The organism is Streptomyces sp. NPDC055243 (assembly GCF_044544025.1).
In the GTDB taxonomy this organism is placed as follows: Bacteria; Actinomycetota; Actinomycetes; order Streptomycetales; family Streptomycetaceae; genus Streptomyces.
The window spans coordinates 175,412-198,597 of record NZ_JBITWR010000005.1 but is presented as its reverse complement, the minus strand read 5'-3'; the positions used below and the strand labels follow the sequence as shown (position 1 = coordinate 198,597).

At 69.9% G+C, this 23,186-nt stretch carries 22 protein-coding genes; 10 read left to right on the top strand and 12 right to left on the bottom strand.

The features are described 5' to 3' along the window. The first annotated feature begins 1,064 nt into the window (after positions 1 to 1,064). On the top strand, positions 1,065 to 1,589 hold the full coding sequence (locus ACIGXX_RS16875) for a hypothetical protein (protein ID WP_361473934.1): 525 nt from the start codon (positions 1,065 to 1,067) through the stop codon (positions 1,587 to 1,589). 265 nt (positions 1,590 to 1,854) lie between these two features. Here ACIGXX_RS16875 and ACIGXX_RS16870 read toward each other — a convergent pair whose 3' ends face one another. After that, a complete protein-coding gene (locus ACIGXX_RS16870) occupies positions 1,855 to 2,163 on the bottom strand; it encodes a hypothetical protein (protein WP_351166696.1) in 309 nt (102 codons plus the stop codon). Between the two features lie 383 nt (positions 2,164 to 2,546). Between ACIGXX_RS16870 and ACIGXX_RS16865 the strand changes: the two genes are divergently transcribed. From ACIGXX_RS16865 to ACIGXX_RS16835, 7 genes are all read left to right on the top strand, one after another. Then, positions 2,547 to 3,872, top strand: a complete 1,326-nt coding sequence (locus ACIGXX_RS16865; protein WP_366464292.1) for an APC family permease — start codon at positions 2,547 to 2,549, stop codon at positions 3,870 to 3,872. Positions 3,873 to 4,240: 368 nt separating this feature from the next. Continuing rightward, on the top strand, positions 4,241 to 5,236 hold the full coding sequence (locus ACIGXX_RS16860; RefSeq protein WP_366464303.1) for an acyl-CoA dehydrogenase family protein: 996 nt from the start codon (positions 4,241 to 4,243) through the stop codon (positions 5,234 to 5,236). Continuing rightward, positions 5,233 to 6,006, top strand: a complete 774-nt coding sequence (locus ACIGXX_RS16855; RefSeq protein ID WP_361473941.1) for a PIG-L deacetylase family protein — start codon at positions 5,233 to 5,235, stop codon at positions 6,004 to 6,006. The genes ACIGXX_RS16860 and ACIGXX_RS16855 overlap by 4 nt, the downstream gene beginning before the upstream one ends. Then, positions 6,003 to 6,617, top strand: a complete 615-nt coding sequence (locus ACIGXX_RS16850) for an SAM-dependent methyltransferase (RefSeq protein WP_366464291.1) — start codon at positions 6,003 to 6,005, stop codon at positions 6,615 to 6,617. The genes ACIGXX_RS16855 and ACIGXX_RS16850 overlap by 4 nt, the downstream gene beginning before the upstream one ends. Next, positions 6,614 to 7,381, top strand: a complete 768-nt coding sequence (locus ACIGXX_RS16845; RefSeq protein WP_399976294.1) for a glycosyltransferase — start codon at positions 6,614 to 6,616, stop codon at positions 7,379 to 7,381. Before ACIGXX_RS16850 ends, ACIGXX_RS16845 begins: the two co-directional genes overlap by 4 nt. A gap of 119 nt (positions 7,382 to 7,500) precedes the next feature. Next, positions 7,501 to 8,064, top strand: a complete 564-nt coding sequence (locus ACIGXX_RS16840; RefSeq protein ID WP_366464289.1) for a DNA starvation/stationary phase protection protein — start codon at positions 7,501 to 7,503, stop codon at positions 8,062 to 8,064. Positions 8,065 to 8,103: 39 nt separating this feature from the next. Continuing rightward, positions 8,104 to 8,670, top strand: coding sequence for a DJ-1/PfpI family protein (locus tag ACIGXX_RS16835; protein ID WP_366464287.1), 567 nt, complete (start codon positions 8,104 to 8,106; stop codon positions 8,668 to 8,670). A 94-nt stretch (positions 8,671 to 8,764) separates the two neighbouring features. Here the strand turns inward: ACIGXX_RS16835 and ACIGXX_RS16830 are convergent, their stop codons facing one another. The 4 genes from ACIGXX_RS16830 to ACIGXX_RS16815 form a co-directional block, all read right to left on the bottom strand. Further along, positions 8,765 to 10,516: a glycoside hydrolase family 18 protein gene (locus ACIGXX_RS16830; protein WP_361473953.1), complete on the bottom strand. Its 1,752-nt coding sequence runs from the start codon at positions 10,514 to 10,516 to the stop codon at positions 8,765 to 8,767. A gap of 172 nt (positions 10,517 to 10,688) precedes the next feature. Further along, positions 10,689 to 11,912 (bottom strand): alpha/beta hydrolase family protein, encoded by a 1,224-nt coding sequence (locus ACIGXX_RS16825; protein ID WP_399976289.1) that lies wholly within the window; start codon positions 11,910 to 11,912, stop codon positions 10,689 to 10,691. Positions 11,913 to 12,332: 420 nt separating this feature from the next. After that, a complete protein-coding gene (locus ACIGXX_RS16820) occupies positions 12,333 to 13,286 on the bottom strand; it encodes a threonine/serine dehydratase (protein ID WP_351166676.1) in 954 nt (317 codons plus the stop codon). A gap of 245 nt (positions 13,287 to 13,531) precedes the next feature. Then, positions 13,532 to 13,969, bottom strand: coding sequence for a VOC family protein (locus ACIGXX_RS16815; RefSeq protein WP_351166674.1), 438 nt, complete (start codon positions 13,967 to 13,969; stop codon positions 13,532 to 13,534). 76 nt (positions 13,970 to 14,045) lie between these two features. On the opposite strand from ACIGXX_RS16815, the gene ACIGXX_RS16810 reads away from it, so the two are divergent. Beyond that, positions 14,046 to 14,657, top strand: a complete 612-nt coding sequence (locus ACIGXX_RS16810; protein ID WP_351166672.1) for a TetR/AcrR family transcriptional regulator — start codon at positions 14,046 to 14,048, stop codon at positions 14,655 to 14,657. Positions 14,658 to 15,185: 528 nt separating this feature from the next. Here ACIGXX_RS16810 and ACIGXX_RS16805 read toward each other — a convergent pair. From ACIGXX_RS16805 to ACIGXX_RS16790, 4 genes are all read right to left on the bottom strand, one after another. Continuing rightward, positions 15,186 to 15,566 (bottom strand): hypothetical protein, encoded by a 381-nt coding sequence (locus ACIGXX_RS16805; RefSeq protein ID WP_351166670.1) that lies wholly within the window; start codon positions 15,564 to 15,566, stop codon positions 15,186 to 15,188. Between the two features lie 259 nt (positions 15,567 to 15,825). Continuing rightward, a complete protein-coding gene (locus tag ACIGXX_RS16800) occupies positions 15,826 to 16,491 on the bottom strand; it encodes a TetR/AcrR family transcriptional regulator (protein WP_399976284.1) in 666 nt (221 codons plus the stop codon). 4 nt (positions 16,492 to 16,495) lie between these two features. Beyond that, positions 16,496 to 17,623 carry a hypothetical protein gene (locus tag ACIGXX_RS16795; RefSeq protein ID WP_399976281.1) on the bottom strand — a complete coding sequence of 376 codons (1,128 nt, stop codon included), beginning with the start codon at positions 17,621 to 17,623 and terminating at the stop codon, positions 16,496 to 16,498. A gap of 15 nt (positions 17,624 to 17,638) precedes the next feature. Then, on the bottom strand, positions 17,639 to 19,153 hold the full coding sequence (locus ACIGXX_RS16790; protein ID WP_399976278.1) for an FAD-dependent oxidoreductase: 1,515 nt from the start codon (positions 19,151 to 19,153) through the stop codon (positions 17,639 to 17,641). Positions 19,154 to 19,330: 177 nt separating this feature from the next. Here ACIGXX_RS16790 and ACIGXX_RS16785 point away from each other — a divergent pair, with 177 nt between their 5' ends. Further along, on the top strand, positions 19,331 to 19,765 hold the full coding sequence (locus ACIGXX_RS16785; protein ID WP_399976275.1) for an SMI1/KNR4 family protein: 435 nt from the start codon (positions 19,331 to 19,333) through the stop codon (positions 19,763 to 19,765). A gap of 106 nt (positions 19,766 to 19,871) precedes the next feature. On the opposite strand, the gene ACIGXX_RS16780 is transcribed toward ACIGXX_RS16785, so the two are convergent. The 3 genes from ACIGXX_RS16780 to ACIGXX_RS16770 all read right to left on the bottom strand — a co-directional run bounded on the left by ACIGXX_RS16780 (position 19,872) and on the right by ACIGXX_RS16770 (position 22,994). Continuing rightward, a complete protein-coding gene (locus ACIGXX_RS16780; protein WP_399976272.1) occupies positions 19,872 to 20,459 on the bottom strand; it encodes a hypothetical protein in 588 nt (195 codons plus the stop codon). Between the two features lie 171 nt (positions 20,460 to 20,630). After that, positions 20,631 to 21,311, bottom strand: a complete 681-nt coding sequence (gene snpA, locus ACIGXX_RS16775; protein ID WP_361473971.1) for a snapalysin — start codon at positions 21,309 to 21,311, stop codon at positions 20,631 to 20,633. Between the two features lie 483 nt (positions 21,312 to 21,794). Next, positions 21,795 to 22,994: a serine hydrolase domain-containing protein gene (locus tag ACIGXX_RS16770; protein ID WP_399976268.1), complete on the bottom strand. Its 1,200-nt coding sequence runs from the start codon at positions 22,992 to 22,994 to the stop codon at positions 21,795 to 21,797. Between the last annotated feature and the right edge of the window lie 192 nt (positions 22,995 to 23,186).

Here is a 23,186-nt window from a genome sequence, read left to right as displayed (position 1 = left end):
GAACGGGCCAGTACGGGGGGCCGCTGCTACGTAGGGAGCACCTCCGGGGCACGGCGCGGCATGGCCGGGCAGCCCTGCCCGGCCGAGGACAAGGCGCGGCTTGCAGCGGTACGGAACTGGGGCGCTCAGGCAGGTCCGGTACGCCCGGACGACATGCGCGGACCGGGCTGCAGGACTGTGCGGCATGGGCCGGAAGCCGGTGAGGATCTCGGTGCGCCGCCCGAAGCGCCGTGGGTCTGGAGCCGGTTGGCCGGTGCCAGGGTGCTCGCAGGCGCGGTGGCGATCCTGCGGTCTTCCGTCGTGCGCGGCGACAAGGCCAAGTACGGCCCCGGTCGTGTCCGCCGTCGCGTGGGGGCGAGCGGTGACTTCATGATGGCCTGCCTCCTGCGCCGGAGCAGCGTCGGGCGCCGGCACGGTGTGGTCGGGTCAGGTCGGGTCGGAGAGGAGCAGCACTGCGGAAAGACGGATCAAGCGAACTCCGGTACGCGGCACGTCCTCGGCGGCGCCCATTTTGCCATCACATTACTCAGAAGCGAAAGATTGCATTCCGGCCAAGGCGTGGGCAATAACATTCGCTGACCTGCGATTTGGTGAACACACAACAGGCAGAGCGAGGGGCTCATAACCACTCTCGACAACGGCTGGCGATGGTTTGCAGACCGGACGGCAGAGATCAAGAAGCCTGCCGGTTGCGTCTGGAGCACGGTGGGCGGGGGCTCAGTTGCCCATTGCCGCATGGCCCAGGGCGTCAGCCAGCCACAGACGGCGCGGGGCCAGCAGGCCGTCTGACTGGGGTGGCGACTGCCCCCTTCCTGGGACGGAAGTCGGTTCCCATTCCGCGGCAGTAGCAGCCCGGATAGATACGCGCGAAGCCCCCGCCGCGCGGGCGGATTGTGGACGCTCACGCGATTGGCTCTGCCAGCAGTTCCGTCAGACCTGGCCATGACGTCGGCGATGGCAGCGACGAGGTCGGACTTCTGGACCCCACTTCTCGCCCCTCGGGCGGAGGCGGATCGTTCGTGAAGTGGATCCGGGCTCGTGAGTTGCCCAGCCACAGTGGACGCATGACAACCCACACGGTGCACCTCGACACGACAGCGACACAGCGGCCCGTTCCCCGGTGGGCTGTTGCCGCAGCCCATGCCATGCCTCTGGTCGCACTGCCGGTGTGCCTGTGGCGCCTGCCCATCGCCTTCGGCTACGGCATGGGCGGGGAGATCTTGTCTCCGTCACCGTGGAACATTCCCTACGTCGTCGGACTCAGCGTTCTGTCCGAGATGGTCGCCCTGGTCAGCTTCGGTTTGGTTCGCTCGTGGGGCGAAGTTGTGCCGACCTGGGTCCCCAAGCTGGGGGGCAGACGTGTGCCGCCCTTCGCGGTGATCCTCCCCGCGACGGCAGGCGGCCTCTTCTTCTCCGCCCTGCTGGTCCACTGGGTGTTCGGGGCCTTTCGCCTTGGCGGCGCTGACGGCTTCCCGTACGCCGCGGGCTGGGACGTGCTGGCGATGACGGTCAGCGGATTGTTCACCTTGTGGGGCCCGCTGTTGCTGGCCTTGACGGTCGCGTATCACCGTCGCCGCCGCTCTCACTGAGCTGGTGCCAACGCTCTTCAAGGCGCGAACTCGCCCTCGCCATCGCGAGGTTCAAGCGGTCCAGCGATTTCCTTGTGGCCGGTCGCGTGATTTCCCAGCCAGAAGTTCGCGTGATTCCCCAGGCTCCCTACGGGCGGGGGGGGGGCAGCGCCAACTCTGGGTGAAACGGCAGCGAGACCACAGGGCAGCTTGTGACGCACGGGAGACGCACGGGAGACGCGCAGGAGGCCCGCGCGGGGATCCCGCGCGGGCCGTGGGTATCGCGCTACCGCCGTGTGGTGTCTGTTGTCTCACGGCTTCCGCTCTTGGCCAGTCCACGGCTGATCAGGTAGCCGATCGTCAACAGGGTGACGTACAGCCATGCCTGGTCGGCGGGGAAGCGATCCACCCCGTCGGAGCCGTCACCGACCGCCAGCGAAGCGATGAGGACCGCTATCACCGACGCGGCGTAGACGAACATCTCCGAGGTCTTGAAGGAGGGTTTCGTCTCGGATTGGGTTTGGCGTGCTGTGTGCGTGTCCCGGGCTTGGCCGGATTCCGCTTCCGGATACCGGGCGGACGAAGCTGCGGTCATCTTGCTCTGCCTCCTGGGTGGGGGTTGTTCGGCCTTCAGGCAGGCGACCGCGTACCCGAGGCACGGGCTCCAGAACGCTTGGCCGCGCCCGCTCGTTCGCCGCCCCTCACTCATCGGCCAGGCACCCGAGGGGCAGCGGAGCAGCATGCGCCGGGGAGTACCGAACCAGGTGGCCGGTGTCGGCCGAGGGGTGCCGTGGGGCTGCGCGTGACTGCGTACTGCGACCGGAACTGCGCGCTCCGATGAGTCGGCGGTCGGCGCGTGCCGTCATCAGCCGGCCGATCGTGTCCACCAGCGTGAGGGTGTCCTCGTGGAGCAGCGTGGATCTCTGGCATCCGAGGGACGCGCGGCCTGTGGGACACCGGAGCGGGTATACGGGCCACGTGAAAGCACCCCCTGACCAGTCAGAGGCGTCCCAGTCCCCGACGTCGCTCAAGAAGGCGCTGACCACGCCGCTGCTCTACTTCTTCATCCTCGGAGACGTCCTGGGAGCAGGCGTGTACGTCCTGGTCGGGCAAGTCGCGGCCGACGCCGGCGGTGCGGTGTGGGCCCCACTGATCGCCGCCTTGTGTCTGGCGCTGCTGACCGCCGCTTCCTACGCCGAGCTGGTCACCAAGTATCCGCGCGCGGGTGGTTCGTCCCACTACGCGACCCTGGCGTTCGGTCCGTTCGCCGGGTTCCTGACCGGGTTCTGCATGCTGGCCGCCGGTGTCGTCTCGGTTGCCGCCTTGGCGCGGGGGTTCGGCGGTGACTATCTGGCGGAGTTCGTCACCCTCCCCATCGTGCTCGTGCTGATCGTGTTCCTGGCCGCGCTGGCGCTGCTGAACGCGCGCGGGATCAGCGAGTCGACGCGGGCCAACGTGGTCGCCACCGTCATCGAGGTCGGCGGATTGCTGCTCGTGATCGGGCTGGGCTGTTGGATCGTGCTGCGTGGCGACGGGGACCTGGGGAGACTGACGGACCTGGGTACTGCGCAAGAGGGCCCCGTGGCGGCCTTGTTCAGCGGGGCGGTGCTCGCCTACTACTCCTTCGTCGGCTTTGAGACGTCCGTCAACGTGGCCGAGGAGACCCAGGACCCTCGCCGCTCATACCCCCGAGCGCTGTTCGGCGCCCTGATCACCGCAGGCGCGGTGTACGCGCTGGTCGGCGCGGCCGCGGCCGCAGCGGTACCCACCGGAAGGCTGGCCGAATCGAGCGGGCCGCTGCTCGAAGTCGTCCGGGTGGCCGGCGGGGTCCCCACAGAACTCTTCAGCGCCATTGCTCTGGTGGCGGTCGCGAACGGCGCCCTGCTCACCGGCATCATGTCCTCACGCCTGGCCTACGGCATGGCACAGGACGGCCTCCTGCCCCTCTTTCTGACGAAGGTGCTGCCCGGCCGGCGCACACCCTGGGCGGCGATCGCCGCGACGACTGCGCTCTCCCTGCTCCTCGCCCTGACCGGCGACGTGGACACCCTGGCCTCCACGCTGGTCCTGCTCCTCCTCGTGGTGTTCTTCCTCGTCAACACCTCGCTCCTCGTCCTGCGCCGCGACACCGTCTCGCGCGACCATTACCGAGCGCCGACCGCGGTTGCGGTGCTGGGCGCCGCCTCCTGCGTTCTGCTCGCGACACAGATCGAACGGGACGTCTGGGTCAGGGGGCTCATCGTCCTTGCCGCCGGCGCCTTGCTGGGCGCTGTCGCCGCGGTACGAGTGCGTCGCAGCCGTTGAACGACAGCTCCTGCCCGTGGACGCCCGCGAGGCAGGCTCGCGGTGGCTCGCGGTGGCTCACGGAGACAGGAACGCGGACCCTTTGGAGCTTCTCGCGAAGTGGCGGCGGCCGGTGTGCTGTCGGATGCTGGGCTGTGGAAAGCGCCTGCCACGCCCTGCCGAGCCGGCCCCTGGTCGGCTCTCGGCAGGTACACCGGCCGAGCCAGGACGAAGGCGTCGGCGGGCAGAGCATCTTCCGGGCCAGAGGGAGATGGGATCACCCGCCGAGTACCGGGGCTGAGCCACCGGCCCGCACCGCGCGCCGCCGGACAACTGCGTTGTGGTGAGAGCAACCCTCGACGAAGGAGGCAGGAGGCCGCGTGATCGCCATGCCCCCCGGAACACCCGACCGCCTCCGCACGCCGGAGCGGCGTACGGCAGACCTGTTCGCCGCCTTCGTCGATCGCGAGGCGCCCCGCGTTCCCCTGCCGGGCCGGTCCACGGCACGCCGTTTTGCCGCCCTCACCGCTCTGGGGCGGCAGGACCTGTCTCTGGCTCGGCTCGCCGAGGGACACCTGGACGCTGCGGCGATTTTGAACGACCTGGCTCACCCCCTGCCCGCCGAAGGTGAGCGGTGGGGCGTCTGGGCCGCGCGCCCGCCGGGGCCCGGAACGCACGCCACTCCGGCCGGCCAGGAGTGGACGATCAGCGGGGTCAAGCCTTACTGCTCCGGTGCTCGCAGCTGCACCCACGCTCTGGTGACCGCAGACGCCGATGACGGCTACCGCCTGTTCGCCGTCGCGCTGGATCACCCGGGCGCGAGGCCTTTGGAAGGGACGTGGCCGGCGATCGGTATGGCCGGGAGCGACAGCCTGGAAATGTCGTTCACCAACGTGCCTGCGCGGGCGGTCGGCGGGGTGGAGGGTTATCTGGCCCGGCCTGGTTTCCAGCACGGGGGGATCGGCGTGGCGGCCTGCTGGCTCGGCGGCGCCCACGCGGTCGCCGCGCCGCTGTACGAGCGGGCAGCGGCGGGCCGGTTGAACGAGCACGCGGCGGCGCATCTCGGAGCGGTCGACATGCTGCTGCACACGGCCGGCACCGTGCTGCGCCAGGCGGGCGACGACATCGACGCCGACCCTCTCGACGTACGCCAGGAAGCGCGGGTGCGCAGCCTGCGCGTGCGGGCTTTGACCGAGAAGGTGTGCACCGAGGTCCTTGACCGCGTGGGGCGTGCCACGGGCGCCGGACCGCTGTGCCACGACGAACGGCACGCCCGCGCGGTGGCAGATCTGACAGTCTACGTACGCCAGCACCACGCCGAGGCGAACCTGGCCGAACTGGGCCGCCTGGCGGTCACGGACTCCGGGCAGGAGGCGGCGCGATGAGCACGCCGAAGACCGTCGGCGCCGCGCGGCTGGCCGCCGCTGCGGCGATTGACGCACAGGGCACCGACGAGGCCGAGTGGCGGCGAGCACGGCTGGCGGAGCACCTGCCGCGCGTGGCCCTCCCCACCGGTCCCGTCGTCGTGGTGGCGGCCCATCCCGATGACGAGGTCCTGGGATTCGGCGGCACCATCGCCGCCTTGGTCCAGGCCGGGGTGGCGGTCCACACGTTGTGTCTGAGCGACGGGGAGGCGTCCCACGGGCCCGCGACCCCACCGGCCCGGGCGCAGCTGGCCGCCCGGCGCCGCGGCGAACTGGCCGCGGCGCTCGGCGAGCTCGGCGATCTGCCCGCCCCTGTGCATGCCGGTCTGCCCGATACGGCTCTGGACGCGCACGAGAAGAGGGCCCGGGTGGCGATCGGCGAGCTCCTGGACGCCGTCGGGGCCGCCGTATGCGTGGCGCCGTGGGAGGGCGACCTGCACAGCGACCACGAGGCCGCCGGCCGGGCCGCCGCGGGCGCAGGCCGCGACACCTCCACGCCGGTGTGGTCCTATCCGGTGTGGATGTGGCACTGGGCCCGCCCGCACGACCCCCGCGTGCCGTGGCACCGGTCCTCGGTCCTGCCTCTCGGCGAAGCGGCGCTCGACCGCAAGAAGGCAGCCCTGGCACGGTTCACCAGCCAGCTGGAGCCGCGCGGCCCAGGCGTCGCGGCGGTGCTGCCGGCGCAGGAGATCGCCCATCACACCCGCACCTTCGAGACGGTGATGCGTTGAACACCCCCGCGGGCTACTTCGAGGGCCAATACGCCCACAGCGCCGATCCATGGCACCTCGGCGAGCGCTGGTACGACCGCCGCAAGTACGCCCTGACCGTGGCGGCCCTGCCCCGCCCCCGCTACGCGCGAGCCTTCGAGCCCGGCTGCTCGGTGGGCGTGCTGACCGAGCTCCTGGCCGCCCGCTGCGGCCGGCTGCTGTCCACCGACCGCATGGCCTCGGCCGTCGAATCCACGGCTCGGCGCACCACCGGGCTGGATCACGTGGCGGTGCGGCGGATGGCAGTGCCCGAGCAGTGGCCCGAAGGGCTCTTCGACCTCATGGTGCTGTCGGAACTCCTCTACTACTTCGACGCCGGCACCCGTGCGCGGCTCCTGCGCCAGAGCGTGCGGAGCTTGAGCGAGGGCGGCCATCTGGTCACGGTGCACTGGAACCACCCGGTGGCCGAGCACACCTGCACGGGCCGCGACATCGCCGGGCAGCTCGACACCCTGACGGCACTGAGCCCACTGGCCCGCTACGACGACCCCGACTTCACCCTCACCGTCCACGAGCACGCCCCAGGCCCGGGGCCGGTGCTCTCCGTGGCCCGCGCGGAAGGTCTCGCGTGACACCCTCAGCCCTGGCCGTGGTCGTCCCCGCGCACAACGAGGAACGCCGCATCGCCGCCTGCCTGCGCAGCGTGCGGGTGGCAGCCGCGCGGGCTGCGCCGCTGCCCGTACTGATCGTGGTGGCGGCGGACGCGTGCACGGACGCCACGGCCGCCCTGGCCGCCCACGGCGGAGCGCAGGTCGTGGAGACCCGCGGCCGCAACGTGGGAGCCGCGCGGGCCGCCGGCACCGACCGCGCACTGCAACTGCTGGCCGCTGCCGGTCCGGACGTGTGGCTGGCCATGACGGACGCCGACACCACCGTGCCCACGGCCTGGCTCACTCACCAGGCCGCCTGGGCGCGGCGGGGCTATGACGCCGTTCTGGGGTCCATCCGCCTCGCTCCCACCACGGCCGGATCCCTCCTGGTGGCCCGGCACGACGCCGCCTGCTTCCTCACCCGTCGGCTCGGTGAGGCCGACAGCAGGTGGGAGCACCCGCACGTGCACGGTGCGAACCTGGGTGTGTCGGCCGCCGCCTACCTGCGGGTGGGCGGCTTCGCTCCGCTGCCCACCGGCGAAGACCGCGACCTCGCGGTCCGGCTGTCCGCCGCGGGGCTCCGCGTCGCCCGTACCGACCAGCACCCCGTGCACACCTCGGCCCGCCTCGCCGGGCGAGCCCCCGAGGGCCTCGCCGACCTCCTGGCATCCCTGCACTGCGCGGCATGGCATCCGTCCGCTGTAACGGGCGGCCCCAGGCCACCGGCCCCCGTAAGGCGGCCCTGATGCCAGACATGCCCCGGACACCATGCACGTCGACCGGTTCGGATGGGACTGCGGTGATTGCGTGCGCCGATCACGGGTACCGGGAGGCGGCAAACCCGCACAAGACAGGAGAGATGACGATGACTTCCAAGGCCGCCACCCCCCGCTACACCGTCCCGGGTCTCACGGTGCAGGACGCCGGCACGGTCATCGAGCTGCTGCAGCAGCGTCTGCATGCCCTCAATGATCTCCACCTGACGCTCAAGCACGTCCACTGGAACGTGGTGGGCCCGCACTTCATCGCCGTGCACGAAATGATCGACCCGCAGGTCGACCGTGTTCGCGACATGGCCGATGACGTCGCCGAGCGTCTGGCTGCCCTCGGGGGCGTCGCCCACGGCACTCCGGGCGCACTGGTCGCGGAGCGCGGCTGGGAGGACTACAGCTTGGGCCGCGCCGATGCCATCGCCCATCTGGGCGCGCTCGACCTGGTGTACACCGGCATACTCCAGGACCTGCGGGCCGCGACCAAGACGGTCGGTGACATCGACCCGGCCACCGAGGACCTGCTGATCGGGCAACTGCGTGACCTGGAGCAGTTCCAGTGGTTCGTCCGGGCGCACCTGGAGACCGTGGGCGGCACCCTCGCCACGGCCGGCGCCAGCACCGAGACGCAAGCCGCGAAGCAGTCCATCGACCACTGACACCACAAGCAGGGGGGAACGAGAGAAGGGTGTAACACCATGTCCGACACGCCGCTCAACGGCCACCGGGTGCTGGTACTCGTCACCAACTACGGAGTGGAGCAGGACGAGTTGCTGGTGCCGGTCCGCCGGCTGCGGGAGGACGGCGCGGATGTCACCGTCGCAGCCGTGACCGCAGATCCTGTCCAGACACTGGTGGGCGATCGGGATCCCGGTGAGACGTTGGAGCCCACCACCACGCTCGAGGCCCTGGATTCCGGCGCGCACCAGCTGCTGCTGATCCCCGGCGGCACCATCAACGCCGACCAGCTGCGCCTGCAGCCCAAGGCCCTCGAGACGATCAAAGCGTTCGCGGCATCGGGTCGTCCGATCGCGGCGATCTGCCACGGGCCCTGGGCGCTGGTGGAAGCCGACGTCCTGAACGACAAGACCCTGACCTCTTATCCCTCGGTGCGCACCGATGTCCTCAACGCAGGTGCCAAGAGCTGGGTCGACGAAGCCGTGGTGAGCGACGGCGCAAACGGCTACACCCTGGTCACGTCCCGGACGCCGAAGGACCTCGACGATTTCCTCGGCGCCGTCAACAAGGCCCTGGTCGGCTCCTGAGCAAGGGGCATATCCAGCGTCAAAGATCCTGGGCGGGGCGGGACGGACCGTGGGTGGTCCGCCCGCCCCGCCATGTCGTTCGCTCGCTCGCTCGTTACGGGAGGCTGTGCACCTTGGGGCCGACGGAGTTCGACCAGGTGTTGCCCGCCGTCGCGTCCCAGTTGGTGGACCACGTCATGGCGCCGCGCAGCGCCGGGTAGGTCTTCGACGGCTTGAAGGATCCGCAGCCGGTGCCGCGGGTCAGGCAGTCGAGGGCGTTGTTCACGACCGACGGGGCCACGTATCCACTGCCCGCGCCGCGCGTCGAGGCCGGGACGCCGATGCCGACCTGTGAGGGGTCGAGGCCGCCCTCCAGCTGGATGCAGGCGAGTGCGGTCAGGAAGTCCACGCTGCCCTGGCTGTAGACCTTGCCGTCACAGCCCAGCATGGAACCGCTGTTGTAGTACTGCATGTTGACGACCGTGAGAATGTCCTTCACGTTCAGCGCCGTCTGGAAGTACCCGCCGGACGTGGACTGCATGTCGATGGTCTGCGGCGCCATCGTGAGCACCATCTTCGGACCCGCCTTCGCGGAGAGCTGGCGCAGTGCCTTCGTCATGTAGGTGGGGTTGAGGCCGTTCTCCAGGTCGATGTCGACGCCGTCGAACCCGTACTCCTGCATCAGCGCGTAGGCGCTGTTCGCGAAGGCCGTCGCGGAGGCGTCGCTGTTGACCGAGATGGTGCCCTTCTCTCCGCCGACCGAGAGGATCACGGACTTGCCCGCGGCGTGCTTCGCGGCGATGTCCGCCTTGAAGTCGGCGGTGGAGGAGTAGCCGACGGCCGGGTCGAGGTTGAAGGTGATCTGGCCCGGTGTGGTGGTGGCGTCGGCGAAGGAGACCGCGATGATGTCGTACTGCGACGACACGTCCCGCAGCTTCTGTACGGTCGCGCCGTTGTCGAAGTTCTGCCAGTAGCCGGTCAGCGCGTGCTTGGGCACGGTGCCGCCGTCTCCGCCGCCGCCCTTGGCGGTCCGTGCGGACACCGCCGTCGACTTGGCGGACTCACCCGCCGCGTTCGAGGCGCTCACCTGGAAGCTGTAGGCGGTGTCAGGTGTGAGACCGGTGACGGTCGTGGAGGCGCCGCCGACCGAGGCGACCTTGGTGCCGTCGCGGTAGACGGTGTATCCGGTGGCCGTGGACACCGGGGTCCAGGACAGGTCCACCGACGTGGACGTCGTCGTGCCCGCCGCGAGGCCGGTGGGCACGGCCGGTATCTCCACCGGGTCGGTGCCGCCGCCCCCGTCGGGCCCAAGGACGCTCACGTCGTCCACGTAGTACGCGCTCTGCCCGTACCAGCCGTGCGTGTACACGGTGACCGACGTGGTGTTCGCCCCGGTCGTGAAGCTGGTGGAGAGCTGCTGCCAGGACGAGTTGCCCGGCGTCCAGGTCGACACGTCAGTGGTGCCGGTGCCACGGGCGCCAAGGTAGATATAGCTCCCCTGAACCCAACTGCTGAGCTTGTACGTCGAGTTGGGCTTGACCGAGACGATCTGGGAACACTCGGCGGTGCCCTGGCCCGACGGGGTGGCCTTGAGCGCCTTCGCGCCGCCGTGCACCGGGGAGGTGACGGCGACACCGCTGTTCGCGGCGCAGGTCCAGTTACTCAAGTCCGCCTCGAAACCAGCGTTCTTGGCAACGTTGACGTCCGCCGCCTTGGCATCAGCCGCGGTGGCGTGCGCCGCTTTGACGTCCGCCGACTGCGCGGGCGCGGCGAGTGCGGTGACGGCAAGTGCGGCGGCCGCACCGACGGCGATCGCCGCGCCGATTCTCCGGCGAACGCCGGGTCTGCCCTGACGTACACGGTCCACGGAATGCCTCCAGGGAGGAGCGAAGGACGGAAGTGAACAACGGTGGCCACCGTCACTGCGCGCTAAGCTGGTCCAGACCAATCGAGTTGTCAAGACCTCTGGCGAAACGAGCTGACCCCGCAGGGCCGGGTGGCCGGCCTGCGAGGGACCACGGCGCTGCGGTCCCGGGTGCTCACGGGACGAATGTCACTGCCGGGAAGGCCGGGGACGGCCCGTCGAGCAGGTGGCCCCGACGGTGGCGCAGGTGCTCGTCGAAGAACGCGAGCGGATACGCCTGCTGGATCTTCACCGCCTGATCGGGATCGAGGGTGCCGATCACGTCCTGGAGCTGCTGCCTGCTCCATCCCAACAGCCTCGCCACCTGCGGGAACAACGCCTCGTTGTCACCGCAGGAGATGTGGGCGGCACCCTGGGCCTGAATGTTCAGCCGCCAGCCCCGCAGGTGCGACCAGAATGCGGCGACCTCGGGATCCGTGGCCCGGGTGAACTCGGCGGACAGCAGCATGAACGGCCGGTCCAGGTCGCCGGTCAGCGGCGGCTTCATCTGCATCGGGCCGTCGAGGCTCAGCCCGGCCCGGATGCGCTCGTCCGCGAGCGTGGCGCAGGCGGTGGCCGTCCCGCCCTTCGACCAGCCGAACGCGCCCGTGCGCCGCGGGTCGAGGGAGCCGAGCAGTCCGGCCGGCAGCTCCTTGCGGTCGACATCAGGATTGCGCCCGGCGGCGAGCTGCTCGACACAGTCGAGGACGAAGCGCAGGTCAGCGGCGAAGTCCCCGGGCATCGTCGGTGCTTCCCTGTCGTCGAGCGGGACGGCGATCCGGCCGTCGGGGAACTCGGTGTACGTGTCGTACTGGTGAGCCACCGTCACAGCGGCGTACCCGTGGCTGACGAGCTCCTGGACCATGACCGTGTGGTCGCCCTGGTGGCTGTGCGCGCCGTGCGAGAACACGACGACGGGCAGCCGTCGGCCCGTTCGCCGCACCGGAGCCCCCACGTGGCCGGCGGTCAGCGGCCCCAGGGATGCCAGTTCGCTGAACCCGGCGTCGGCGAGGAACGCCTGGAAGGCGCCGGCCGGCATCCAGGGCGCCACCGGGTACCGCTGGACGTTCCGGGCGGGGTACCAGACGGTGGCCATCAGCTCGCGGAAGTGCCCGGGGCCCGCGATGGCGTCCGGACGCGACCGGTCGACGAGGTGCAGCTGGACCGTGCCCACCGGGTGCGGCCCGGTAGGCGCCGGGAGCATGAGCCGCCGCCTCGCGGCGGGGGCGGCCGTGACCGGGCTGGCCCAGGCGGGGCGGGCGACGGCGGCGAGCGGCACGGCGGCCCCGGCGGCCAGCGCGGCTCCCATCATGCTGCGGCGTGTCATGCCCTTCCGGCTGCTGAACGGCGTGGTGGTCATGGAGCCTCCCCTAGTGACGGGTCGTCTGGTGACGGGTCGTCAGCCGTGCCGCGCGGCCGGTCCGTGGGCACGGAGCGACGCTGTCACGTGCCCCTCCCCCGCAGCATCGGCCCACCGGTTACCTGCCGGCGATCGCATCAGCCCACGGGTTTACATCCCGGGGCGGATGCGGTGGGCGGTGCCGACCGGTCGCGAGACCATCCCGATCACCCCGGGTGCGGCGGCGAAGTGGGCCACTTCCTCGACCGACCGACCGCCAGGGGTTCCTCGAACAAGGACCGCGTTCGGGTCTGGCCGATGACTGCGTTCGGGCGCGGCCCAGGACTGCGTTCGGCCCCGGCACACGCCAGGCACCGCCGGACGCGGGCCGACGGACCCGCGTACGGATGGATCCGGCCCGACGCAGACCGCTGAGAAGACTCAGAAGGCCTCGCCCGCGTACGCGGTCACGTCCTCCACCGATGCGTTGCCGCCGCAGATCACCAGGCCGAGCCTGGTCGCTTCGCCGGTCTTGGCCAGGACGCGGCGGGCAGCGGGCAGGAGGCAGCCCGCGGCCGGCTCCGCCCATACCTTGGCGTGCTCTGCCAGTTCGAGCACGCCCGCGTAGGCCTCCGACTCGGGCACGACCAGCACCTCGTCGACCAGGTCGCGCACCATGGTGTAGGTCAGTGGGGAGACCATGGGCGCGCTCAGCGTGCTGATGCGTGAGTCCACATCCACCTGGACCGGCCCGCCGCAGGCCAGTGCCCTGGACATCGCCTCGGCGCCGGTCGTCTCCACGCCCCACACGCGCACGCCCGGCCGGCGTGCCCGCAGCGCCGCCGCCACACCGGCGATCAGACCACCGCCGCCGATGGAGACCAGGACGTCCGTCAACTCACCGGCGTCGGCGGCGAGTTCGAGTCCCACTGTGCCCTGTCCCGCGATGACCACCGGGTCGGAGAACGGGTGCAGCAGCGTGAGCCCGTCCGCCTCCAGCCGGTCCATCGTCGCGAAGGCCTCGGCCATGGTGGCGGTCAGCCGTACGTCGGCTCCGGCGGCCCGGGCGGCCTGCACCGAGCGTGCCGGTGCGGTGCGCGGCATCACCACGGTGGCGTGCACGCCCAGAGCGGCCGACATCTCTGCCACGGCGACGCCATGGTTGCCGCCGGAGACCGCGACCACGCCGGCCGCGCGTTGCTCACCGCTCATCGTCAGGAGCTTGGAGACCGCTCCCCGGGCCTTGAACGAGCCCGTGCGCTGCAGCAGCTCAAGCTTGACCGTGACCGGCACCCCGAGCAACGCGGTCAACCCCGGGCTGGGCAGTGTGGGAGTGCGCACCACATGCCCGGCAATCCGCGCCGCCGCGTTCTCCACGTCCTCAACACCGACCATGGCGCCCCTCCGGGATGTCTCGTACGCCGTATTGCTCTGCACCCTACGTGGGCGATCGATTCCGGTGACGATGAGGATCGGGTGCGTGAACCGTTTGCGTGTGAACGGGCAACAGGGGTGTGCACGCCAGAAGACGCCGCCCACCCGGCACCCGCGTAGGCGAAGTGCACTTCGCCTACGTGCCGTACAGCCGGCAGGCCGGGCCAGGTGAGCGCCTGCCGGCTGTACGGCAGGGTCCGGGAATTTCAGGCGCCGGTGTACTGGTTGGCGTACTCCTCGCTGGGCGGAACGACGGTGATGACATCGATCAGTACACCGTCCGGGGCGGCCACGATGAAGTGGCGCTGGCCGAACTCCTCCGTGCGTAGGGGCAGGACTTCGGGCAGGCCGGCCTGCGTCACGAGCCGCTGATGCTCGGAGTCCACGTCGTCCACCTCGAAGTTCAGCAGCAAGCCGCCCCGGATCGCGTTGCGGTGGCCCTCGGGGACGGTCGGGTGGGCGTGGTCCAGGAAGGCCAGCTCGTACTGCGGGGCGTCGGGGCGGCGCAGGCTGACGTACCAGTCCGCCTCGAAGGTCGCCTCGAACCCGAAGTGGCGGGTGTAGAAGTCGCGGGAGGCCGCCACGTCCCCGGTGGCGATCACCGGGTAGAAGCCGCCGAGCTTGGTCGTGGGTGCGTTCGTCATGGGAGAGGTCCTTTCACGGCCATTTCGCATACCCTGGGTATGCGAACCGGGGGTTAGCATACCTCGGGTACGCGAAATGGAAAGGGCGGTGCGCTCGATGGCGGTCAACCGGGCGGAGCAGCGGGCGGCCACGCGGCAGGCGCTGCTGGCCGAAGGGCGGCGGGGGTTCGCCGCTGACGGGTATCACCATGTGGTGCTGGCGGAGGTGGCGCGGGCCGCCGGGGTCACCAAGGGCGCCGCCTACCACCACTTCGACAGCAAAGCGGGGCTCTTCCGGGCCGTCGTCAGCGAGGTCCAGCGGGAACTGGGCGAGCGGGTCGCGGCCGCGGCCGAGCAGCATCAGGACCTCTGGGAGCAGCTCCGGGCCGGCTGCCGGACGTTCCTGGCGGCGGGGACCGACCCGGCGGTGCGCCAGATCCTGCTGATCGACGCCCCGACCGTCCTGGGGTGGGACGAGTGGCGGACCGCGGACGAAGAATCCTCCGCCCGGCATCTCGCGGAGGCTCTGACGGCGCTCGCTGATGCCGGGATCATCGACGAACAGCCCGTGGAGCCCCTGGCCCGGCTGCTGTCGGGAGCGATGAACGAGGCTGCGCTCTGGATCGCGCGGGGCGGGGACCCCCAGGCCGGCGAGCAGGCGCTCGACCGGCTTCTGGCCGGGCTGCGCACTCGGGAAGGGCGCAGCTGAGGCGCAGCGAGAGCCTCGGCGCTGACGTCGTCGGCTGCGTCGGACCCAAGGCGCGCCCGCATCGTCTGTCCCTGCCTCTGCTCGCCGAACGGCGTCGAGGAGGCGCATCCCTCGATGTGTCTCAGTTCACCCAGGCATTCCGGCCGGCCCGGAACATTCGTGTACGGGTCATCGTTCATCTAGGTGTGGCTGCGGAGGGGACAGTGTCCCCGGGCCTCACCTATAGCCCATGGGGAAGATCGTTCGGCTGAAGCCCCATGGAGCCTTTCGCCGAGAGGCGACCGCCCTCCGCCTGCCACGCCCTACCGCCCCGGCTGGTCTCCCCCGTCCAGCCGGGGCTTCTTGCATCTCTACGGACCACCGGGTGAGTTCTGGCGCGTTCGCCTCGCTCAGACCTGAAATGACGCTCACCACAGGACCTCGCCACTCCCAAGCGTCCGGCGGACCCGGGGAGGGTGTCTCGCCGCTCCCCCGCGCCGCGCCCAGGGCCCCCTGCTGTCAGCGAGCAGGGCCCCCTGGCATCGGCTGTTACGGGGAGATGAGGGGAACAGTGATGGTGAGGTGACCCTCGCCGCCTGGTCGAGGGTTGCCGAGTGCGTTCATGCGCGGGGCCAAGTGCCCCATGACCCGGCTGGTCAGTGACTCGTCCGGCGTGGCCGTGCCGTCGGGGGGCAGACGGGTTTCCTGCTCGCTCGGAGGGGTGTTGCCGAAATACCGGGCCGTGTCCATGTTGGTGGTCCAGCAAGCGAGCGAGACGTCGGCCTGTGCGGGGGTGGCTGGGCGGAGGCGCACGTGTGCGTACATGGTGAAGCCGTCTCCGCCGAAGCCGACCGTCGTGGAGCGCTCCTGGCCGTCGGTGCACTGGTGCATCAGCTCGTGCACGGCCGGCTCCACGACGGATCGCGCCATCGGCTCTGTGTAGACCATCTGATCCCCCCTCACACTCGGAAGGGACCCGTGCAGGCCCCTCAACGGCCATGCATATCAGAGCAGCGGGCGGATGTATCCCGCTCCGGTGACACCCGCCCGCTCAGCGGCCGGGCCGTCTTCGGGCGCGCGTTGCCACCGGGCCTGTCGCTGCCTGTAGTTGCTCAGTCGTTGAGCAGCCGCCACGTGGTGAGGGTGCGAGAGGTCTGTATCTGGCCGGTGAGCGCGGCGAGTTCGCTGCTCAAGGTGATGATGTCGGAGCTGACGACGATTCTGGAGAAGGCTTGACCCGCCTCTTGGCGGGCCCGGTCCGGGACAGTGCCGGGGCCAGCCAGCGGTTGAGGAAGGTGCGGAGCTGGTCCTCGTCGTGCGGCGGCTCGCCCGGGTGCTGCAGCAGTGACGCCAGGAGGCGCATGATGATCTCGGCGAGGCCTTGGAGCTCTTCTTCCTCGATGCCGGCGGCGCCCCAGTCGACGGGAAAGCGCTGCAGCATCTTGGCGCCGTAGGTGATGGTGTCCTGGGTGGTGGTGCCGCGGCCGAAGGCGGTGGTGTCTTCGAGTTGCAGCAGCAGGCTCAGGCGGGGCTCGGCGGGGATGGTTCGTACGCAGAAGATCATGCCTTCGACCACGGCTTCGGCCGGGTCGTCGGTGATTTTGTGCAAGTGCGCGATCATCAGGTCGACGAACGACTCGGCGCCCTGGGCCGCCACTTCGCCGATGATCTCGCTGATGCGGCCGAAGTGGCGGTAGACGGTCTGGCGGGTGACGCCGAGTTCGCCGGCGACGTCGGACAGGGTGGTCTTCGTGACGCCGTGCCGGTCGATGCAGCGGGCGGTCGCGTCGACGATGCGCTGCCGGGCCTCCGCGTCCGATGCGGGAGGCCTGCCTCCCCAGCCGTGGTGCCCCATGGCCCTAGGATCGCACAGGCTCCTTTGTCCTTCGGGACGTGGTCGCGCGCAGTACGGCCGCGATGAGCCCGGCCGCGGCGAGGGTGCACAGCACGGTGTACCAGAGGCTGCCGATGGGGGTGCCCTGCTCGGTGATGCCGTCGTCCGCCGCGAAGTAGGCTGGCAAGGCGATCAGCCACAGAACGATGTGGACGCCGAGGTACAGCGCCGGATAGATCCGCGCGAACTGCGCTGACGCCACCGGGGGCTGATCGGCCCGCGGCGCGCGCCAGGCGTCCGCGAGGAGGATGAGGCCGACGACCCAGACCAGGGCCAGTTCGGTGCCGAGGATGGCCTGCTGTATCCCGAGCTGGTCGCCACCGCGGAAGAGGTTGCTCGGCACGCCCGCGATCCCCATTGCCAAGGGGGTCAGGGCGCCGGCCGCGATGGTGCGCAGGCTGATCTGCCGGCCGGTGAGTGCGCCCCGCCCTTCCTTCGCGCCGACCAGCCGGACGACGAGGTAGGTCATCGCGCCGAACGACACCGAGGCGAACAGGAACATGCTGTTCATCGGGACCGAGGCGAGCGCGGGAGCGTTGATCATCTCGTTGCCGGGGTTCCAGGCCCACCACTGCAGCTGGGGCCCGAGCTGATCGAAGATCTCGTAGAACGCCTGGCAGGTGAACGCGACCGCCAGGGCCCCGGCCAGGGGCCCGCGCCGCGTGAAGACACCGAGGACGCGGATCAGTTCGTAGGCGAGCTGGGACAGTGCCGGATAGAAGGCGACGATGTAGAGAGGCAGCCGGTCGTACATGAACTGCACGGTGAACACGTTGTGGGAGAAGATGAGCCCGACGTGCTCCTGCAGGCCGAACCAGCTCGGGAAGTAGAGCGGCGGCTCGATCACCGCCAGGTAGACGATCGAGGCGAACCACAGCGTGATGTTGACCGGGTCGCCGTCGCGGTGCCACCGCCGCCACGCATGGACGAGGGCGAACACCGCGCCGCCGATGACGAGCAGTTCGAGAAACGGCATGGTGGCGTGCTCGAGGCCGAACGGATTGCGGAAGTCCACGACGGGTTCGGCATGGTGACAGGAGTGGCCAAGCCTCTCAGCCAGGCGTTCGGCCGCCGCGTCGCATGAGTAGCCCATTGCTTGCTCCTGGGGTCAGCGGTCGACGAGGCCGGACGCGGCGGGCGGCTTCGTGCCGGTGTGGGTGTGGGTGTGGTTGCTGAAGTCGGTGCCGGGCGGGTCCTGCTGATCGTCGAACCCGCCGGGTACGACCGTGCGTCCGAGCCGCTGACGCACCTTGTGGCGCACGATGCCGAACCAGAACCGCGGGTCGGTGGCCATCTGTCGGAGTGACTTGTCGAGGTTGAAGACCTGGGCGAACGTCCGCTCGACGTAGGCGTCCTCGCGGCTCGCGGCGGTGATGGCGTTGAAGACCGGCCAGCTGAACCGCGCGGCCAGCCTGCGGCGCCAGGCAGCGACGACCTCGCTTCCGGTCGCGAAGTCATAGGCCTGGTCACGGGCCATCGCGAGCATCCACGGCACGTCGAGGGACTTCTTCTGCCGGGCGAGGAACTCGTGGAAGAAGGCGGTATCGAGGACGTCGTGGCCCGGCAGCATGTCGGCGAGGATGAGGGCGGAACGGGCCGCCGAGCTCATTCCCTGGGCGTAGAAGGGGTTGAACGCACAGATCGAGTCGCCGACGCTGACCAGCCCGAGCGGGGGCTGTTCGAGGAGGTCGAAGCGGCGCCACTTGTTGCCGGTCGAACGGGTGAGGTGTACCTCGGAGGTCGGCGTGCAGGCACGCGTCGCCTCGCCGAAGGCCGTGGCTCGCACGCGGTCCACCGAGGATTCGAAGGTGGCGACCTCGCGCGGCATCCGGATGCCCCACGATCCCATGCACACGATGGCGCGATCCCCCTCGATCGGGAAGAAGTTGCTGAGGAACTCGTGTTCCTCGGGCCGGTCGCGGGTGTCCTGTGCCGGAGTGACGACCAAGTGCTTCCACCACCATGAGGGCGGACGCCGGTCGGCGGGGGGCAGGTCGTACCACCGCGAGGTGTAGGTGACCTTGGCGTCGAGGGTCTTCTCCGGCGGCGGTGGCCACCCCGCCGTGTGCAGCCAGTCGGCGACGGATGAGCCACGCCCCAGGGCGTCGACGACCAGGTCGGCGGAGAGATGGACCGCGTCGTCGCCCCTGCGGTACTCGACTCCTTCGACACGCCCGCGCGCGGTGCCGCCTCCGCTGGAACGAAGTCCGGTGACCGTCACGCCTTCGCGGATCTCGATGGCCGGGAGCTCGCGCACGCTGTCCCGCAGCACCCGCTCGATGAGCACGCGCGAGCTGTAGACCATCGTCATCGACCCGGTCTTGCGCGGGGCCCAGCCGTCGTTCTCGCAGTACGCCGCGTCCACCGACGGCATCAGGTGCATCCCGCCCGCGGCGATCAGCCTCTCCTCGAACCCGGGGAAGATCTCACCGATCGCCCGGCGCCCGGAGTTGAGCAAGAAGTGCGGATGTTTGCTCTGCGGCACGCCCCGCCGGTGCTGCGCGCCGGGCGGGAGCCGGTCCCGCTCCAGGACGATCACCTCGTCGAAGTGTCTGGCGAGCACTCCCGCGGCGCACAGCCCCGCCACGCTTCCGCCGAGCACAACGGCCCTCTGTCCCCGCATACTTCCTCCATTCATACACACCTTGCGTGAATGTATGATCAGTGGCAGGGGAGGCTAACAGGGGCGGCCCCAACGAGCCAGGCTTTCAGCGAGATGCCGGAGGCGTTGCAGGTGGGCGAGGCCGCCGCTCGCGCCTGCGGGTTGTCACGATCATCAGGGCCTTGAGAGGCTCGCCGCATGTGGCGCGAACGGATGCTCGAAGTGATGGCAGGTGTGGAGCTCGCCGAGCCGGCGACCAGCGAGGCCTTGGCCGAGGCCGAACGCGTACTGGGGCAGCCGCTTCCCGAGGATCTCGCGTCCCTGCTCCGCGAGTGCAATGGAGTGCGCGGGCACTACGGCACGGACGTGGTGTGGAGTGCTGAGCGGATCACCGAAAAGAACGCCGCCTTCCGCGCCTCGGCGGACTTCACCACGCTCTACATGCCCTTCGAACCCCTGATGTTCTTCGGCGACAACAGCGGCGGGGATCAGTTCGCCTTCATCAGGATCCCGCCGCGTGACGACGTGTTCGTCTGGGATCACGAGACGGACGGGCGTTCATGGGCGGCGAACGGTCTTGACGACTACCTGCGCCGGGCCCTGGAGGACTCCGGGGACTGGTGGCGGGGCTGAGCACTCAGTTCGCGAGGGCGTCCACGCACGCCTGGGTGTGAGCACCCCGCGCCTCTGACGGACCGCTACTGACGGACCGCTGCCCCTTGCCGTGCGCTTCCGGCTCTCAGTTGAAGATGTCCAGGATGTCCAGCCTGGAGCCGCCGTCGGCGGCGGGGCGGGGCCGTATCGGGCGCGGATCCGGGTAGGTCTCCGCTGCTGCCCTCGCGCGGACGATGTCCGGCCCGCCGCAGGCCTCGACCGTGAAAGCGCCGAAGACCTTGGCGAACGCGGCCGGGTCGCGGAACTCCACGCCGAGCGCCCGGCCGTCCCGCAGCGGCACCCACACCACCCGGACGAGCCGTGGCCAATCCCGCACCGGCTGGTCGTCCAGGGTTGACCGCCCCTCCAGCCACAACCGCGCCACGTGCAGCAGGTTCACCTTCTCCATCGGCAACCGCTTGCGTCGCAGCCGCAGTTCACGCTCCGTCAGCGCGAACCGCTGGTCCTTCTTCGAGTACCAGACGATGCCGACCCCGAACGGCACCCACAGCAGGATCCCGATCATCGGCCAGACCAAGGCGTCGCCCCATGACCGGAGCCACCCGCCGTCCAGCAGGTACAGGGCCCCGAAGACCAGGACCCACTTCGCCGTCATCCGCCAGAACCCGCTGCCTTGCCGGTACAGGACCCGCCGCTTCCCCGCTATCGCCATGCCCGCACGCTATCCGCCGCCCCGCAGCTCGCCGCAGGCGCCCGTCGATACCGCGGGCCGAGCAGGCGCTGGCCGAACGGAAGGCAGCCGACGGCTGGTCCGGCAGCATGCGGCAAGGGCCCCGAACCGGCGCACGGTTCGGGGCCCGGCGTGGTGCGGGGTCAGCGGACCTCAGCGGACCTTCGTCAGCTCACCCTTGTCCTGGAGGGTGGCGATCCCCCTGGCCCAGAGGCTGTTGACCCGCTGGCGCTCCTGCGCGTTCGGGTAGGCGTTGGTGCAGGACGTGCCCGGGCCGCCGCCGGACATCAGCTCGCTGCACGGGCCCGAGTAGTGGTCGGGCAGACCGAGGACGTGACCCGTCTCGTGGGACGTCACGCGCGTGGAGTTGTACTGCTGGTTCTGCCGGTAGTCCAGGAAGATGTAGCCGTGGCCGCGCCCGTCGGTGGAGGCGTACGAGCCGCGCGAGTCGTTGCCCTCGCGGTACTCGAAGTCGGCGGTCGAGGTCGTCTCCTGGAGCTTCACGTTGCTCACGGAGGAGTTCCATATCTGCGTGCTCTGCGCTATTTGGCTGCGGAAGCTCGGGGCGCGGGTGGTGCGGTACCGGACGGTGACGACCTGGACGCCCGGCTGCGCCGCCTGCTTCTTCAGCGCCGACTTCATGACGGCGTCGAAGAACTCCCGATTGGCGGCCTCGTTCTCGGCGGAGCCCGCGTACGCCGCCACGGCGTTCGTGGACAGGGGCTTGAAGGTGTCGGGGGCGGGCGCGGCGAACGCCGACGGGGCGGCGGCGAGCGAGCCGACGAGAGCGGCGGCGCCGAGGACGGCGAGAAGGCTGGTGCGGGATCTCTTCATGGGGGGTGTGTCCCTTCCAGATGTCCGATGGCCTGGATGGCCGGGCGGCCGGGAGTTTCGGGGCACGGGGGTGCCCGCGATCCCGGGACCGGGGCCTGCGGGTGCGGCCTCTGGTCGGGACGAGTATCCGGAAGGCGGGGCTGGTTGGTACCGATGCCATTCGGTGATAGCCGCAGAGCATCAACTGGTATGCGCAGTAAGGGAGTTGAAACCTTACATGCCCGGTTCTGCACCTGTTGGAGGCGCCCGATCCGGGGGATGTCGCGCGGTGGGCCTGGCGGGCAGCAGGCGGTTGAGGTGCTGCGGGGCACAGGCCGGGAAGCTTGGAGGCAGCGTGCTTGTTGGTTGCCCCGAGGCCGCGATCACCTCAGAGGCCTCCGGGACCTCAGGGACCTCAGGGACCTCAGGGACCTCAGGGACCTCAGGGACCTCAGGGACCTCATCGTCAGGAGCCGAACGGCCACCGACCGCCCGCACCCGCGGTCACTTCTGGCAGAACTCCGCCTCGACGGTCGCGTCCTCCAGTTTCTGCTCGCCCCAGTCGCCGTTGCGGTTCATGGTGAGCACGTGCCGGCCGTTCACCGAGGCCATCGTCCGGGTCGCGGATCCGGGGATCAGGCCGCCGTGACCCCAGGCCCAGCAGTCCTCCGTGAGCTTGAAGTGCCGAATACCGAGGCCGTAGACGTCCTGCGGGCCGCCGTGCCCCTTGTCTCCGTCGACAGGCACCGCGTCGAGCAACTCCCGCTGCTGGGCGGCGGGCAGCAGGTCGCCGCCCAGCAGCTTCGACAGGAAGGTGTTGACGTCGCCGACGGTCGAGATGATCTGTCCGGCCGAGAAGGCCACGGTGGGGCTGAACTTGGTGACGTCGTAGATCTGCGCGTTCGGCTCTTCTTGGAAGAGCGTGGAGTAGTGCGTCGCGTGCGGCCGGGGAACCTTGGGCGAGGAACCGGGCACGCGGGTGCCGTGCAGGTGGAGCGGCTTGATGAGGAGCCGCTCGACCGCCTCCTTGTAGGTGCCGCCGGTGACCTTCTCAATGATCATCCCGGCGAGTAGGTAATTGGTGTCCGAGTAGTCCCACTTGCCCGGCCTGCCGGGCCTGCTGCCCTGCTCGGGCTGGAAGTTCGGCGGGTGGGCCAGCCCGATGTCCACGAGATCTCTGGGCGCCCACCGGGTGTAGCGGTTCTTGTCGAACTCCGCACCGGCGTACTTGGCGCGGAATTCCTCGTCCATGTTGTAGTCGAAAATGCCGCTCGTATGGTTGAGCAGGTGCCGAACAGTGATGGCTTCGGGCCTGTATCCCGGAGCGCGCACCACCCCGGGCAGCCATTTCTGGAGACTGTCGTCCAGGGACAGTCTTCCCTTGGCTTCGAGCTTGAGCAGCACGGTGGCCGTGAAGGTCTTGGTCACGCTGGCGATGCGGAACTTCTCGCGCGTGCTGCGCTGGTCGCTGCGGGAAAGGTCGCCGACACCGGCCCTGCCGTTCCATACGCCGTGGCCGTCGCGTACTTGGGCGATGACACCGGGCGTGCCCTGCTCCACGATCTCGTTCAAGGCAGCCTGGGTCTTGGCGTGTAATCGCGAATCCCCGTGCCGGGAATCAGCAAGGGCGGGGACAGCAGCAAGGAGCGACGCCGCCGCGGTGATGACCGCGAGCAGAGGACGCGAGGACTGGAGGTTTCTCATGGCAAAAGCTCACCAGTCAGGCAAAGCGCGCACCATCGGGGATGCCCCGGAAATGTCTCAGGGACGCGGCTCAGGGAATATTCGGGGGGCGGCTGCGACCTAATGGTGGGACCGTTCCCGGCACGCCCGGAAACAGGCCACGCGGATGCCACACGAAACGCCCCGCGCGATCACGAGGGGCGTTTCGTGTTG